11 protein-coding genes and 1 pseudogene are annotated in these 14,770 nt (G+C 44.8%); 10 read left to right on the top strand and 2 right to left on the bottom strand.

Annotated elements, in window-relative coordinates; all coding sequences use genetic code 11:
- Positions 1 to 2 precede the first annotated feature (2 nt).
- The 10 genes and pseudogenes from DW036_RS25565 to DW036_RS15830 all read left to right on the top strand — a co-directional run bounded on the left by DW036_RS25565 (position 3) and on the right by DW036_RS15830 (position 11,751).
- Positions 3 to 146, top strand: coding sequence for a hypothetical protein (locus DW036_RS25565; protein ID WP_158585969.1), 144 nt, complete (start codon positions 3 to 5; stop codon positions 144 to 146).
- A 137-nt stretch (positions 147 to 283) separates the two neighbouring features.
- On the top strand, positions 284 to 1,570 hold the full coding sequence (locus DW036_RS15875) for an ATP-binding protein (protein WP_118465265.1): 1,287 nt from the start codon (positions 284 to 286) through the stop codon (positions 1,568 to 1,570).
- Between the two features lie 2,265 nt (positions 1,571 to 3,835).
- A pseudogene (locus tag DW036_RS26020) lies at positions 3,836 to 4,141 on the top strand (energy transducer TonB); the annotation flags it as partial.
- A gap of 16 nt (positions 4,142 to 4,157) precedes the next feature.
- Positions 4,158 to 5,363 carry a WG repeat-containing protein gene (locus DW036_RS15860; protein ID WP_158585968.1) on the top strand — a complete coding sequence of 402 codons (1,206 nt, stop codon included), beginning with the start codon at positions 4,158 to 4,160 and terminating at the stop codon, positions 5,361 to 5,363.
- A 311-nt stretch (positions 5,364 to 5,674) separates the two neighbouring features.
- Positions 5,675 to 5,989 carry a hypothetical protein gene (locus tag DW036_RS26015; protein ID WP_118465262.1) on the top strand — a complete coding sequence of 105 codons (315 nt, stop codon included), beginning with the start codon at positions 5,675 to 5,677 and terminating at the stop codon, positions 5,987 to 5,989.
- Positions 5,990 to 6,068: 79 nt separating this feature from the next.
- A complete protein-coding gene (locus tag DW036_RS15850; protein ID WP_118465261.1) occupies positions 6,069 to 8,228 on the top strand; it encodes a TonB-dependent receptor in 2,160 nt (719 codons plus the stop codon).
- On the top strand, positions 8,225 to 8,710 hold the full coding sequence (locus DW036_RS15845; protein ID WP_118465260.1) for a DUF4625 domain-containing protein: 486 nt from the start codon (positions 8,225 to 8,227) through the stop codon (positions 8,708 to 8,710). The genes DW036_RS15850 and DW036_RS15845 overlap by 4 nt, the downstream gene beginning before the upstream one ends.
- 201 nt (positions 8,711 to 8,911) lie before the next feature.
- Complete coding sequence (gene surE, locus DW036_RS15840) at positions 8,912 to 9,676, top strand: 5'/3'-nucleotidase SurE (protein ID WP_007667080.1); 765 nt, start codon at positions 8,912 to 8,914, stop codon at positions 9,674 to 9,676.
- 25 nt (positions 9,677 to 9,701) lie between these two features.
- Positions 9,702 to 10,838 (top strand): lipid-A-disaccharide synthase, encoded by a 1,137-nt coding sequence (gene lpxB, locus DW036_RS15835; protein WP_118465505.1) that lies wholly within the window; start codon positions 9,702 to 9,704, stop codon positions 10,836 to 10,838.
- 163 nt (positions 10,839 to 11,001) lie between these two features.
- Positions 11,002 to 11,751 (top strand): NigD-like protein, encoded by a 750-nt coding sequence (locus tag DW036_RS15830; RefSeq protein ID WP_118465259.1) that lies wholly within the window; start codon positions 11,002 to 11,004, stop codon positions 11,749 to 11,751.
- 56 nt (positions 11,752 to 11,807) lie between these two features.
- Here DW036_RS15830 and DW036_RS15825 read toward each other — a convergent pair whose 3' ends face one another.
- Both DW036_RS15825 and ftsH read right to left on the bottom strand, forming a co-directional pair.
- Positions 11,808 to 12,647: a phosphatidate cytidylyltransferase gene (locus tag DW036_RS15825; RefSeq protein WP_118465258.1), complete on the bottom strand. Its 840-nt coding sequence runs from the start codon at positions 12,645 to 12,647 to the stop codon at positions 11,808 to 11,810.
- A gap of 22 nt (positions 12,648 to 12,669) precedes the next feature.
- Complete coding sequence (gene ftsH / locus DW036_RS15820; RefSeq protein ID WP_118465257.1) at positions 12,670 to 14,763, bottom strand: ATP-dependent zinc metalloprotease FtsH; 2,094 nt, start codon at positions 14,761 to 14,763, stop codon at positions 12,670 to 12,672.
- Positions 14,764 to 14,770 lie beyond the last annotated feature (7 nt).

Below are 14,770 nucleotides of genomic sequence, written 5' to 3'. Positions count from 1 at the left end.
AGATGGTATCTTATACCGCACAAGATGGTATCTTGAACGGCAAAGGTAGCCATGCTTCAGTAGATATGCAAGCTTTTTACGGGGGAAAGGTAGGGAATGTGTCCGTGATGGGTATGGGGATGCTTTGTGGTGAGGACGTTAAATAACCGAAACTTCTCCTTCTTTTGCCATCTAAAGTGGGAACTCCTCTTGAAAATGTGTATATTTGCAATAAACTCCTCTTGAAAATGTGATTGTATGGGGAAAACTCCTCCTGATTTTGTGAATGAACAAGCTTTGAAGTATGGAAAGAGATGCATTGGAACAACTAAGGGCGTGGAAAGGAAAGAAACGCCGCAAGCCTCTGATAGTGGAGGGTGCAAGGCAAGTGGGGAAAACTTGGTTACTGAAGGAATTCGGGCGTACATGCTATGGGCAGGTGGCTTATGTCAACTTTGAGGAGCAGAAGCACCTTCGTACCCTTTTTGCAGAAGACTTTGATGTGGATAGAATCCTGCTGGCCATCCGTACTGCGACGAAAGTGGCGTGTGAGCCGGGCGAGACGTTGATTGTGCTTGATGAGATACAGGAGGCGGAGAACGGGCTGACCGTCTTGAAATATTTTCAGGAAAATGCTCCGGAACAGCATATTGTTGCGGCGGGTTCGTTGCTGGGCATCGAACTGCACAAAAAGGAATCATTCCCAGTGGGAAAGGTGGACTTCATGACTTTGCATCCATTGAACTTCCTTGAGTTCCTGAAAGCTGTTGGTGACAAGGAGCTTTGCGGACTGCTGTCGGGCAGAGACTGGCAACTGGTAAACACTTTTGCCCATAAGTTTGCCGAACGGCTTCGGCAGTATTATTTTGTGGGCGGCATGCCCGAAGCGGTGCTGGCATTCAGCGAAGAAGCCGGTTGGGAAGAAGTGCGCGACATTCAGAACGGAATACTGAGGAGTTACGACCGTGACTTCTCCAAGCATGCTCCGGCAGAGATTGTGCCGCGTATCCGGCAGTTATGGAATTCCATTCCGGCACAACTGAGCAAGGAAAACCGAAAGTTTGTTTACGGGCTGGTGAAGGAAGGAGCCCGTGCGCGTGAATACGAACTGGCACTTTCGTGGCTGTATGATTGTGGACTAATCCACCAAGTCTTTTGTGTGAAGGCTCCCAAATATCCGCTGAAAGCCTATCAAGAGTATACTGCTTTTAAACTCTTCACGGTGGATGTAGGGTTACTTTCCGCTATGAACGGCATTGATGCGGAAACGTTGTTGCATGGCAACGCTATCTTTACGGAGTTTAAGGGGGCATTGACCGAGCAATATGTGCTTCAACAGCTTGTGCAGCACGAACCTTATTATTGGGCTAAATCCAACTCGCAGTCGGAGATAGACTTTCTGTTGCAATATCAGGGAAGCGTGGTTCCTATAGAGGTGAAAGCCGAAGAGAACCTGCAAGCCAAAAGCCTTCGGCTGTATGTTAAGGAATATCAGCCGTCGTTGGCTGTCCGCACTTCTATGTCCGCTTATCGGGAGGAGGAATGGATGGTGAACGTGCCTCTTTATGCGGTGGGAAGCTTCTTTCGTTAGGGAGATTTAGGTATTGAAAGCAGGAGCCGTATCGTATTTTTAGAAGGAATAAAGCTTTTTGATAAAAATGCCGGGTGAATAATTTTGTAATATTGTATGTATTATCTAACTTTGATGCGATAAAATATATGTTTAATCAGTGAAGCGGATTGCCTATGGAAGAAGACAAAACTCTGATGTAGAAAGGAGATATCCTTTTTGAAAGTAGCCTGACAGGATGCCGGACTATGTGATTTTTAATTATTTCTATTTATTAATAACAAACAAAGGAAAAGCGTTTCCGTTCTTTCTATACATATTAGAGCTTTAGCTCTTATTACTTGGTCCTGAAAATCGCCAATTGGAAAGCCAAGGAGAATAAGATGTTGAAGTTCACGCTCTATGGGCGTGAACTGTTTACACTTATTCCTTGGCGCGGTGTTTGGCGATACCTCAGGACTGGATAGGTTGAATGGTTCCGCCTTTTTTTGTATCATAATTCAATATAATATGATGCATTCTGATGTAAAAATGCCGAAAAGCAGTTCTGGTATCTGCAATATTCTAATAGCTGTTTTGGTTTTTCTAATCTTTCTTTTTGCTCCATTGGCTCAAACCGTAGTAAATGGAGAAGTTCTTGAATCTTTTACTGTTGCGGAAAATATCGATAAAGGTTCCGGTGGCTTTTATTTGTTCCTTATTTTTCTAATGATTGTTCCTGTATTGGTTCTTGGAATCTTGAAGTTGAAGTTGCCTAAAGTATTTCAACATTTTGTTGTAAGTGTGGTGGACTTTTATTATAGTTTTAGTTTCTGTATTGGCCTTGTTCTCATGGCTTTTGCTCTTGGCTCTCAAAACGCTGAGACGTCTTATTGGGGACATGAAGTGAGGCAGGAAATGGGAATAGGGCCAATCTTATTGGTATTATGTTCATTGCCCTATTTCGTTACGGCTTTACGTTATTTTTGTTCGTTCTATAAATGGTATCCGTTGCAAACTCTTTTTTGGGGGCTGCATCCGGTACTTAATATCCTTGTTACTTTGCTTCTGTCGTTTGTCGCTGTCAAGCTCATTCCTGATTCTGCCGGTGATGCGGCATTAAAGATTGTCGGTGTAATTATAAGTTGGGGAGTACTATTTGTTGAAATTTGGCTGTTAGTTACTTATCGTAAAGGATGGAACCGCAGACTGCGTGCAAGAATGGAACACAATCTTGGAAATGCTGAAAGGGATTCATCCAATGATAACCCTCAGTCTGTAACCCCACCGGCTCGAAAAACGGTGGAAGTCCCTGCTTCGTCTGGCGGCTCACACAAGAAATACTATATAATAGGCGGCGCGTCAGTGTTGGTGATTCTGTCTGTTTTGTTCTTTTGTTTGAAGGGTGGAGAGACTGTGGAAGTGGTAAATGTGCCCGCCATTAAAGAAACCCTTTATGAGGGAAGGGTTGGAAAATCAGAAGTGCAAATGTGTTTAAAGCAGGAAGGCGATTCTTTGTATGGCACCTATTTCTATAAACGGAACAAGCAGGATATTCAGTTGAGTGGGAAGATAGAGGAGGGGCGTTACGTCATCAATGAATTTGTTGGGGGAAAGAATACCGGAACATTCAAGATGGATTATGGAGTGTATGATGGTGAATGCTTCTTTACAGGAAAGTGGACTAATGGGAAAAGACAGGTCAATATTTATTTGGACGAAATGGAAAGTCGCATCCTACCCTCTACCGATGTGGAGCACCCATTGGTCGGAGAGTGGCGGACGAGGGAAGATGCCAAAGCATTTGCCCATGCGCAGTTGGGCTTGTATAATCGGGATATTGAAGGAGCTTATGGAATCATTAAGATAATGGCCAATGATTGCCTATATATATTGTATGTGGACTCCATCATGAAGTCAGAGGGTTGCGATGCGTTCGTACATACTTATGAGCAAAATCTTACGTTGCATTACTTGCCTTCCGACAAAAGCCTGCGGATAGAGACGGAGAAATGGGGCACTTACAATCTGTATATGGATTTTAGGGATTTGGAAAAACGGCTGGCGGATAGGAAGGCTCTGCAGAAATCTCTTTCGGAAGCGTCGGAGTCCTTATCCGAAGCTGAAAGTTCTCAGGAGGCACCTGAACAGTTAATCATAGTAGAGGATGAAGTTTCCGAAGTGCCGTATATAGCTCCTGTTGAAGAAACAGATAAGCGTGAGGAAGCGGAGAGGGTCAGACTGCAAGCCGAATTGGCAGCTGAACTGCGCAAGGAAGTGGAGGCGGAAGATCCTAATAAGATATATGACAATGTAGAGGTGATGCCCGAATATCCCGGCGGACACGTGGCATTGATGCGCTATATCGCACAGAATGTGGAATATCCTCAGGTCGCGCAGGAAAATGGTACGCAGGGAAAAGTAGTTGTGCAGTTTGTGGTGGACACGGACGGAAGTATCATCAATGCACATGTGCTGACAAGTGTTGATCCTTATTTGGATAAAGAAGCTCTTCGGGTTATTAAGTCAATGCCCCGATGGACACCGGGAAAGCAGAAAGGCAAACCCGTCAGAGTGAAATATACGGTTCCTGTTAATTTTAGATTGTCATAAGAAAATGAAAAAAAGTTTGATAACAATATGTTTGGCAGTAGGCATAGCTTTGCCTGCTGCTGCCCAGTCTACTCCTATCAGGATAGGGGAGAATGCCAAAAAAGTGATAATAAACAGGTATGATACCAACTATGCCTTTCACGATGGTCTGCTTGCCGTGAAGAATGAGGAAACCTACTTGTGGGGTTTCATAGACGAGCTGGGGAATAAGGTGATTGATTACCAATGGAGTTATAAAAGTTTCGGTTATCCAAAATTCGGTGGTGGAGCTTGCTTGGTATGCAAGTCCGGTCGTGACATGTGGGGGCGCACTGAAACTTGGTACGTCATAAATAAGCAAGGACGGGCTATAAAACTCAATGCGAAGATTGTGGATTCTGCTCCTTTCAATAAAGATGGTTATGCCTTGATTGTAAAGACGGTGAATGACCGGTACTCCAAGTGTACTTACATTGACAGACAAGGCCGTGAGGTATTTCCGGCTCTTGCTCAAACTATGCTCACTGTGGGAGCGCAATGCCCGGAAGAGGCGCGTCCCTTCTCCAATGGTTTGGCGGCTTTCTATGACATGGATAAAAGGCGTTATGGATTTTTCAATAAGGCTGGTAAGATCGTTTGCCCGGCTATCTATTTGAAGGTACAAGATTTCTGTGAAGGCCTGGCTGCTGTAAAAGTGACCGAGAATGGCGGACGCTGGGGATTTATTGACGTATCGGTCAAGATGGTGATTCCTGCAAAATTCAGTAAAGAGCCTTATCCGTTCCGTGAAGGGAAGGCGTCTGTTGCAAAGAGAGAAGGCGGAGTGGTGATGATTGATAAAACCGGAACAGTGATAAGCCCCGAGTTTAAGGACATCCGCAACTTTTATTTGGGATATGCCTACGCACAATGCAAAGGCAAATCGTGTATGGATATTGTTGACGAGAACTTTAATGTAGTCAGGTCGCAGTTGGACAATAAAAGATTGGATCCGGCCAGGCGGAATGGCGAACCTATTGAGTTCATCAATGGCTATTCCACTTGGTCGGGTAGTCCGGGAGCTTCTTTGCCTTTCCTGCTGAGTCCTATAGGGAAAGTGCTTCGCTTTAGCTCTGATTGGGGAGAAAGTATAGATGTGGAGCATCGTACAGAGAAAGTCATTCATGTGAAACTGAAAAAATACGATGGTTTCATTGATTACGACGGGAACATTGTGTTTTATTTTGCAGAAGATGAGTTTTAGATAATTCATGATGGCCAGCTGTTTGTGTTGTATATAAAAATATAGGGTTTTTGTATCGTATACGAAACAAGAATCCTATATTTGTTTGCGCGTATAAAAACAAGCAAAGAAGATGAATCAAGAACTGATGAAACAGATTATAAGTTAAAATCAAGAGTTCATTCAAAATAGTGAAAGGATTACAAAAATATTGGCTATACCTATATATTGGTAAAAGCCGGAGCGGTAACACATATTAAGTATCAGAGTTTGCGTTTTTAGTCTGAGATACATATCTTCGCAGCCTATTCAAATACTTGTCAATTAAAGAAGTGAATAACAGCAGAAAGAAGAGGGCAGTTTTAGCGTGGGTGTTGATGATGGCACTTATGCCGTTCTTCGTGGTGAAAGCCTTTCACCATCACGAGGAAGAACATGCTGCTTCCTGTTCTCATGCCGATCACCCGCGTCATTCGCCCGATGATTGTTCAATTTGTCACTTCTCTCTTTCTCTTTTCACGGAAGCGCAATCCGTTGACTTCCATTGTATCTTAACGCCCATACCTTTTGAGCAGGTTGTTCACCAGGATGAGATAGTTTATGCACTGTCTTATTCACATCACCTGCGCGCGCCTCCCACAGCTTGATTACATAGTTGATTTTTAGTGGAGACGGGCTTTCTTGATAGCCTGCCTCTCATTGTTTTATTCTAAAAGATTGTAATCAATGCGTATAGGATTTATTCCGGGCGTGTTAGGGGTGTTGTGTACAGCTCTTTCCGCCCATGCGCAAGAATCCGATTTAGTCCGTAATGTAGCTTTGCCTGAAGTAGTGGTGGCGGAAACCTACCAACAACTTCAGAATAAGAAGACTGCACTTACCCTTGAAGTGGCTGACCGGGATTTCTTGCGGAAACATTTTACAGGTAACTTTATGCAGGCGATGGAGAATATTCCGGGCGTGCAAGCTATGGATATCGGTTCAGGATTTTCCAAACCGATGATCCGGGGAATGGGCTTCAACCGGGTTGCCGTATTGGAGAATGGTATCAAACAAGAAGGTCAGCAGTGGGGAGCAGATCATGGTCTGGAACTCGATGCTTTCAATGTAGATGCCGTGAATGTGATGAAAGGTCCTGCTTCGTTGCTTTATGGAAGCGATGCCATGGGTGGAGTGATTGACATTGCTCCCGTACAGGTTCCGACAGAGAATATGCTGTTTGGTGATGTAACGCTTCTGGGAAAGTTTGTCAACGAGACTTTCGGTGTTTCGCTGATGTTGGGCATCAAAAAGAATGCCTGGTATACGAAGTTGCGTTATTCTGAACAGCGATTCGGGGATTACCGTATCCCGGCGGATACGATAATCTACCTGACTCAGAAGATGCCGGTCCATGGTCGTCGGCTGAAGAATACGGCAGGGTGGGAGCGTAATATCAATTTCTTTACCCAATACCAAAAGAAAGGGTATAAGTCGAATTATGCCGTGTCCAATGTATTTCAGAAGACAGGTTTCTTTCCCGGTGCACATGGAATTCCCGATGTGTCGCGTCTGGAAGATGACGGTGATAGCCGGAACATAGAGCTTCCTTATAGTAAAGTGAACCATCTGAAAGTAACTACTCATCAGCAATATGCCTGGGAGAAGTTTATCCTGTCGGGTGATATGGGTTATCAGAATAATCATCGTGAAGAATGGAGTGCATTCCATACCCATTACGGCAGCCAGCCTTTGCCGGAAACAAATCCGGATAAGGAACTGGGGTTTAATCTGAATACTTTCAGCTTTTCTGCGAAAGGGCGGCTTATCGGTTCTTCTTCCTGGGAACATCAGATGGGATGGGATTCTCAGTTTCAGAGAAACACAATTTCAGGCTATTCTTTTCTACTGCCGGAATATGAGCGTTTCACTACCGGGGTATCTTGGCTTACAACGTATCGTCCGGACAATGTACTTGCTGTTAGTGGAGGTATACGGTATGATTATGGGCGTATGCGTGTTTTTGCCCACGATGATCCGTATCTGGCAACTTATCTGCAAGAGCAGGGCTATAGTGATGAACAGGTGGAATCCTACCGTTGGAACAGCCGTCGTGCAAACAGAAACTTCGGAGACTATTCTCTGTCGCTGGGAGTGGTGTGGACACCTTCTGCACAGCATCAACTGAAGGTAAACGTTGGGCGGAGCTTCCGTCTGCCGGGTGCGAATGAACTGGCTTCGAACGGGGTACATCATGGTACATTCCGCCACGAACAAGGGGACGCCACACTTTCTTCCGAGCAAGGCTGGCAAATGGATGCTTCTTATCAGTTGAAGTACGGACGATTGTCTCTGTATGTTTCTCCGTTCGTCAATTGGTTCAGCAATTATATTTTTCTGCGCCCTACGGGGGAATGGTCTGTATTACCCCATACAGGACAGATTTATCGATATACGCAGACGGAGGCATTGTTTGCAGGAGCGGAGGCAGGTGCAGAGGTTAGTCTTTCTTCTGCTTTCAGTTATCGCATATCCGGTGAGTATGTCTATACCTATAATTGTGATGAACATATTCCTTTGAGCTTTTCTCCGCCTGCCACTTTGCATAATACGCTGACCTGGCAGAAGAAACGTTATATGCTGTATGCCGAATGGCAAAACATAGCCCGTCAAAATCGGGTGGACCGTAACGAAGACCGTACTCCGGGTGCGAACCTTTTCCATATAGGTGGCTCTCTTGATTTACCTGTTGCCGGAAATAAGGTGGAGATCACTCTGACCGTCCGGAACATATTCAATACGCGTTATTACAATCATCTCAGTTTTTATCGCAAAGTGGAGATTCCCGAACCGGGACGAAACTTTCAATTATTAATTAAAGTACCTTTTAAAAAACGATTCAAATGAAAACAAAATTTTATTTCCCGATGATTCTTTCCCTTTTAGTGATGGTTATGTCGTTGTTTACGGCTTGTAGTGATAGTGATAATCCGCTTAGTGATACCACAAAGCCGGTAATTGATCTTAATTCACCCGCCGAAGGTCAGGTCCTGGCAATAGGTAGTGAGCACGGTGTGCATTTTGAGATGGAGTTATCGGATGATGTTATGCTAAAATCGTATAAGATAGAGATTCATAATAATTTCGATCATCATTCGCACGATACCCGGGTTACGGGGGCTACTGTGGATTTCACCTTTAACAGGTCGTATGATGTATCGGAACAAAGAACGGCGCATATTCATCACCATGATATCGTGATACCCGCTAATGCTACTCCGGGAGATTATCATCTGATGGTTTATTGTACGGATGCTGCCGGAAATGAAGCTCATGTTGCACGTAACATAGTGTTGAGTACAACGGGAGGGAATGACGGACATCATTAAGAAGAGAATGATTAGGGGTTAATTACTTTATTACTCATAGGACCTTTTTGCAAAGCCTTCAGCGCTGCATAGTAGCATGATGAATTAAGGAGGTATCCAAAAGGAATTAATAGATTAAGTGTACGGATTTAATATATTAAGTCTTCGAAGCTTGGTATCCGGTTCTCTTTTGCTATTTTTGCACTGAAAATTAGGATAAATATGGAAAATCAGAGACCTTTGATATTAATATCCAATGACGATGGAGTCATTGCGAAAGGTATTAGTGAGTTGATAAAGTTTCTCCGTCCGTTGGGAGAAATCGTAGTAATGGCGCCGGATGCACCACGTTCGGGAAATGCAAGTGCGTTGACAGTGACCGAACCTATTCATTATCAGTTGGTACGTAAAGACGTAGGACTTACGATTTACAAATGTTCCGGCTCTCCGGTAGACTGTGTGAAGCTTGCCTTCCATACAGTGCTCGACCGCAAACCGGATTTGGTAGTCGGCGGTATCAATCATGGAGATAATTCTGCTGTGAATGTACATTATTCCGGTACGATGGGAGTGGTGATTGAAGGTTGCCTCAAAGGAGTTCCCTCTATTGGTTACTCTCTTTGCTGTCACGATCCAAACCCTGATTTTGAACCTTCGGGCCCTTATATCCGCGAGATTGCCCGTCAGGTTCTGGAAAAAGGACTGCCACCGTTGACTTGTCTCAATGTGAACTTTCCCAATGTAAAAGAGCTGAAAGGTGTCAAAGTATGTGAGCAATCCAAAGGACAGTGGACGAATGAATGGGAAAATTTTGCACATCGTGGCGATACTCATTATTATTGGCTGACCGGTGAATTCCAGAATACGGACCCCGATAATGAGAAGAACGACCATTGGGCACTCGATAACGGCTATGTAGCCATCACTCCAACTACGGTGGATGTTACGGCTTACAATCTTATTGATGAGTTGCAATCATGGTTCTAACTATAATTATCAATTGTCAATTGATATGAAGTATTACTTGATTGTCGGTGAAGCTTCCGGTGACCTGCATGCGTCTCACCTGATGGCTGCTTTGAAGGTAGAAGACCCGCAGGCGGAATTCCGCTTCTTCGGGGGAGACCTGATGGCGGCGGTTGGCGGAACGATGGTGAAGCATTATAAGGAGTTGGCATATATGGGATTTATCCCTGTGTTGCTGCACCTGCGTACCATCTTTGCCAATATGAAGCGATGTAAGGAAGATATCGTTGCCTGGCAGCCCGATGTGGTGATATTGGTGGATTACCCCGGTTTCAACCTAAGTATAGCCAAGTTCTTGCGTGCGAAGACACATATCCCTGTCTATTACTATATCTCTCCGAAGATATGGGCTTGGAAAGAATACCGTATCAAGAATATCAAACGGGATGTGGATGAATTGTTTTCTATCCTGCCGTTCGAGGTGGAATTCTTTGAAGACAAACATCACTACCCGATACATTATGTAGGTAATCCTACGGTAGATGAAGTGACTCTCTTCCGTGCAGAGCACCCTGAAACCTTTGACGATTTTATTCGTGAAAACAACTTGGATTCTAAGCCAATCATTGCTTTGCTGGCAGGTAGTCGGAAGCAGGAAATAAAGGATAATCTGCCCGATATGCTTCGGGCAGCTTCTGCTTTTCCGGAATACCAGTTGGTTTTGGCTGGTGCACCCGGTATTTCTCCCGATTATTATCACGAATATATAGGTGATGCGAAGGTGAAGATTCTTTTCGGTCAGACCTACCGCCTGCTACAACAAGCTGAGGCGGCATTAGTGACTTCGGGGACTGCTACATTGGAGACTGCTTTATTCCGGGTGCCGCAAGCTGTTTGTTATCATACGCCGATAGGAAAAGTCATCTCTTTCCTGCGCCGCCATATACTGACGGTGAAGTACATTTCGCTGGTAAATCTGATTGCGAACCGTGAAGTAGTGAAGGAACTGGTAGCTGATACAATGACAGTTGAACAAGCACGTGCCGAACTGGAACGTATTCTATATGATAAAGATTATCGACAGCGAATGCTTGATGGATATGAATACATGACAGCACGCTTGGGGGATGCAGGTGCTCCGAAACGGGCGGCACAAGAGATGGTACACTTACTACGAAAGTGATTCTTCTTACATAATGAAACCTCTTTGGTTTCAAAAGACCATAAAATTGTTAAAAGTGATAAAGCCGGTGCAGTAATAGCCCGGCTTTCGTATTTTATAGTCAGAACATGCGATATTTTATGAATTAACAATTATTACGGTAACAAACAAGAGGACTTTAATTATGAAGAAATTACATTGGTTATTTATGATGATGTGCCTGGCGGTGCTACCTGCCTTGCAGTCATGCGATGATCTCGACAGCGGATACTCAATCGGGGACTTTTCTTATCCGAACTGGGCTACTATACGTGTAAAGGGGAATACTTTCTATATGGAGAGTGATACTTGGGGAACGCTTTGGCCCATCAATACGGATATGGGTTGGTATCAGCCGGTAGACGGACAACGTGTGGTTACGGTGTTCAATCCTATTTATGATAATTATGAAGGATATGACCATGCTGTGAAGATCTTGCGTCTTGAGCATGCCCTGACGAAAGTAGTGGAGTCGTTGACTGCTGAGAATGAGGAAGAATATGGTAACGATCCGGTACTGATTTATAAGGGAGACCTGACGGTCAGCGGTGGTTATATGAATATTGTCTTTATGCAGAACTTGCCGAAGGACCCGGATACGAAACATCGTATCAGTCTGGTACAACCTGCTGGAGCTACAGAAGATGCTGTGAGTGAAGATGACGGATATCTCCACCTCGAACTTCGCTATAATAACTACGGTGATGTAAGTGGACGCCGTGCTGCCGGATTAGTATCTTTCAATCTGAAAGAAGTATTGACTCCTGAGATGAAGGGTATCAAGCTGAAACTTAATTCGGAAGTGAATGAAGAAGTAGAAATAGTATTTGAAAAACAATCAAATAATGCTGAAGAAGCTTCGAACTTAGATTTCTCAAAGATGCAATTGAAGTAGAGTAAAGTGTTTTGTGTGAAGCCGGGTGAATGTGAATTCCTCCGGCTTTTTTTATTTTATAATAAGGTCAAGACATAGAGGTAGACCACTGCCGCGGGGATTGCCAGCAAAGCGCTATCGAAGCGGTCGAGCATTCCTCCGTGTCCGGGCAGGATATGTCCCGAGTCTTTAATACCTAACTGGCGTTTCATCAGTGATTCTGTCAGGTCTCCCCATGTGCCGAATATAACAACGATCAATGCCAGTCCTGCCCATTGCCAAACAGGCATGAATGGGAAGTAGTGTGCAAATACAAATGAAGAGGCTATAGAGAATACACCGCCACCGATGCTTCCTTCCCAGGATTTTTTAGGGGAAATACGTTCGAACAGGCGATGCTTGCCGATCAAGGAACCTACACAGTAAGCACCTGTATCGCTCAACCATATAAATACGAAGATAGAAAGCGGCAGGATAGGGTTATAGGTCACACTACTTTCTGTGGGGCTATACTGGAAAGCCAATACATTGAGTAATGCAAACGGCAGTGCCACATATAACTGACTCAACATAGAAAAAGCCCAATTGCCGATAGGATTCTTCTTTTTCAGATAAAGTTCCGTAATCATCAGGTAAAGCAGTAATGCCAGATAAGGCAGGAATACCTGCGCTCCGATGGTTGACTGGCAGAAACCCATAACGGCCAGGAAGAGATAAGCGCCTCCAAGGGCGGCGATCGTCTTATTGATTTGTACTTCACCGCTTTGGTTTATCAGGTGCCCAAATTCGTGTACGCTCAGTGCACCGATAATGGTGAACAGGATACCGAATGAAAGGGGGCTGTATAGGATACAGCCCACCAATACTACTACGAATAACACACCTGTGATGGCGCGTTGTAAGAAATTGCTTTTCACGGTAATTCCGTTTTTTAGTTCTTTATTCTTTTGCGGGTCGCTCTACAGAAACTTTGGTTCCTTCTGCGGAAACCTTTGTATTACCGGTTTCTTTTCCGCTTTCAACATTGTTTTCCTCTTCCTCTTTTACTTCTTTTTCGCTCTTCGCAGCTTCTTTCGCAGCTGCTTCTTCAGCTTTCTTCAAGTCTTCTGATATCTTATTGGCACTGATTTCCTCAGAACGGGAAGCCCAGGGGCGTTTTCCAAAGATTTCTTCCACATCTTCTGCGAAGATCACTTCTCTGTCTATCAGTAACTGTGACAGTCTCTGGTGTCCGTCCTTATGATCGGAGAGTATCTTCTTGGCACGCTCGTACTGTTCGTTCACCATGTTCTTAACTTCCTCGTCAATCAGTTCGGCAGTCTTTTCACTGTACGGACGATTGAAAGAATATTCTTCGTTATTGTAATAACAAAGGTTAGGTAGTTTCTCGCTCATACCGAGGTAAGCGATCATACCGAAAGCCTGCTTCGTCACACGCTCCAAGTCGTTCATGGCGCCGGTTGAAATACGTCCCAGGAATAAGTCCTCGGCAGCACGACCACCCAGTGTGGCACACATTTCATCAAGCATTTGTTCTTTGGTGGTGATCTGGCGTTCTTCAGGTAGATACCAGGCAGCACCCAATGCACGTCCACGCGGAACGATGGTTACCTTGATCAGTGGATTGGCATATTCTAATAACCAGGAGATGGAAGCATGTCCCGCCTCATGGATAGCAATGGAACGGCGTTCTGCCTCAGTGGTAATTTTCGTTTTCTTTTCCAAACCACCTACGATACGGTCTACGGCATCGAGGAAATCTTGCTTACCTACGAATTTCTTGCCGTGACGGGCAGCGATAAGTGCTGCTTCGTTGCAGACGTTGGCGATATCAGCACCGGAGAAGCCCGGAGTCTGGCGTGCCAGCAAGTCTACATCTACCGTATTATCTATTTTGATAGGACGCAAGTGTACACCGAATACTTCTTTACGTTCGTTGAGGTCGGGGAGGTCTACATGTATCTGACGGTCAAAACGTCCGGCACGCAGCAAAGCTTTGTCCAGTACGTCTACACGGTTGGTAGCAGCCAGGATGATTACACCACTGTTGGAACCGAAACCGTCCATTTCAGTTAATAACTGGTTCAAAGTGTTTTCGCGTTCGTCGTTACCACCCATTGCGGCAGCTTTGGCACGAGCACGTCCTACGGCATCGATTTCGTCGATAAACACGATACAGGGTGCTTTTTCCTTTGCCTGACGGAATAAGTCGCGCACACGGGATGCACCTACACCGACAAACATTTCTACGAAGTCGGAGCCGGCCAGTGAGAAGAACGGTACATTGGCTTCACCTGCCACAGCTTTGGCAAGCAGGGTTTTACCTGTTCCCGGAGGGCCTACAAGCAGCGCACCTTTGGGAATCTTACCACCCAGGTCTGTATATTTCTGCGGTTCTTTCAGGAACTCTACAATTTCTTCTACTTCTTGTTTGGCTTCGGCAAGTCCTGCTACATCCTTGAAAGTAACTTTCACAGGAGTTCCTTTTTCAAACAGTTGGGCACGTGACTTACCGACATTGAATATGCCGCCACCGCCGCCACCGCCACCACCGCTCAGGCGGCGTGACATGAAAATCCAGAAACCAATAAGGAAAGCAATAGGCAGAATCTGCCACAGCACTACACCGAAGTAGTTCCGCTTCTTTTCGTAATTGATGGAACCGTCGAAATGCTGTTCGTCTCTTTCCTTTTGCAGAAAATCTCCCAGACTCTCACGAGAGGGGGCCTCGGTAGTAATCATCGGATTCTTACCTACCCGGCTGGAGTCTGCCTGGAATACATTCTTCACATATTGCGGCTTAATATACGCTTCTACCGAGTTATCATCGTAACCGATGATTTTACTCATATAACCGTTGCGTACATATTGCTGGAATTCGTCATAAGATATGTTTTTCGTACCTGTACTATTCTCGTTGGTCAGGTACAAGCCCAGAAGCATCATGGCTATGATCATATACAGCCAGTTCAGGTTGAACTTGGGCATATTAACCTTATTGGGCTTTTTGTTAGCGTTATTATTATTGTCCATAGGGCTT

Origin of the sequence: Bacteroides sp. AF39-11AC, assembly GCF_003474285.1 — a bacterium.
Classification (GTDB): Bacteria; Bacteroidota; Bacteroidia; order Bacteroidales; family Bacteroidaceae; genus Bacteroides.
The sequence above is the reverse complement of the archived record's forward strand: the minus strand, read 5'-3'. Positions and strand labels throughout refer to the sequence as shown.

Coding starts and splice junctions, on each gene's coding strand:
- DW036_RS25565 (WP_158585969.1), top strand. CDS start 3: ATGGTATCTTATACCGCACAAGATGGTATCTTGAACGGCAAAGGTAGC.
- DW036_RS15875 (WP_118465265.1), top strand. CDS start 284: ATGGAAAGAGATGCATTGGAACAACTAAGGGCGTGGAAAGGAAAGAAA.
- DW036_RS15850 (WP_118465261.1), top strand. CDS start 6,069: ATGCGTATAGGATTTATTCCGGGCGTGTTAGGGGTGTTGTGTACAGCT.
- DW036_RS15845 (WP_118465260.1), top strand. CDS start 8,225: ATGAAAACAAAATTTTATTTCCCGATGATTCTTTCCCTTTTAGTGATG.
- surE (WP_007667080.1), top strand. CDS start 8,912: ATGGAAAATCAGAGACCTTTGATATTAATATCCAATGACGATGGAGTC.
- lpxB (WP_118465505.1), top strand. CDS start 9,702: ATGAAGTATTACTTGATTGTCGGTGAAGCTTCCGGTGACCTGCATGCG.
- DW036_RS15830 (WP_118465259.1), top strand. CDS start 11,002: ATGAAGAAATTACATTGGTTATTTATGATGATGTGCCTGGCGGTGCTA.
- ftsH (WP_118465257.1), bottom strand. CDS start 14,763: ATGGACAATAATAATAACGCTAACAAAAAGCCCAATAAGGTTAATATG.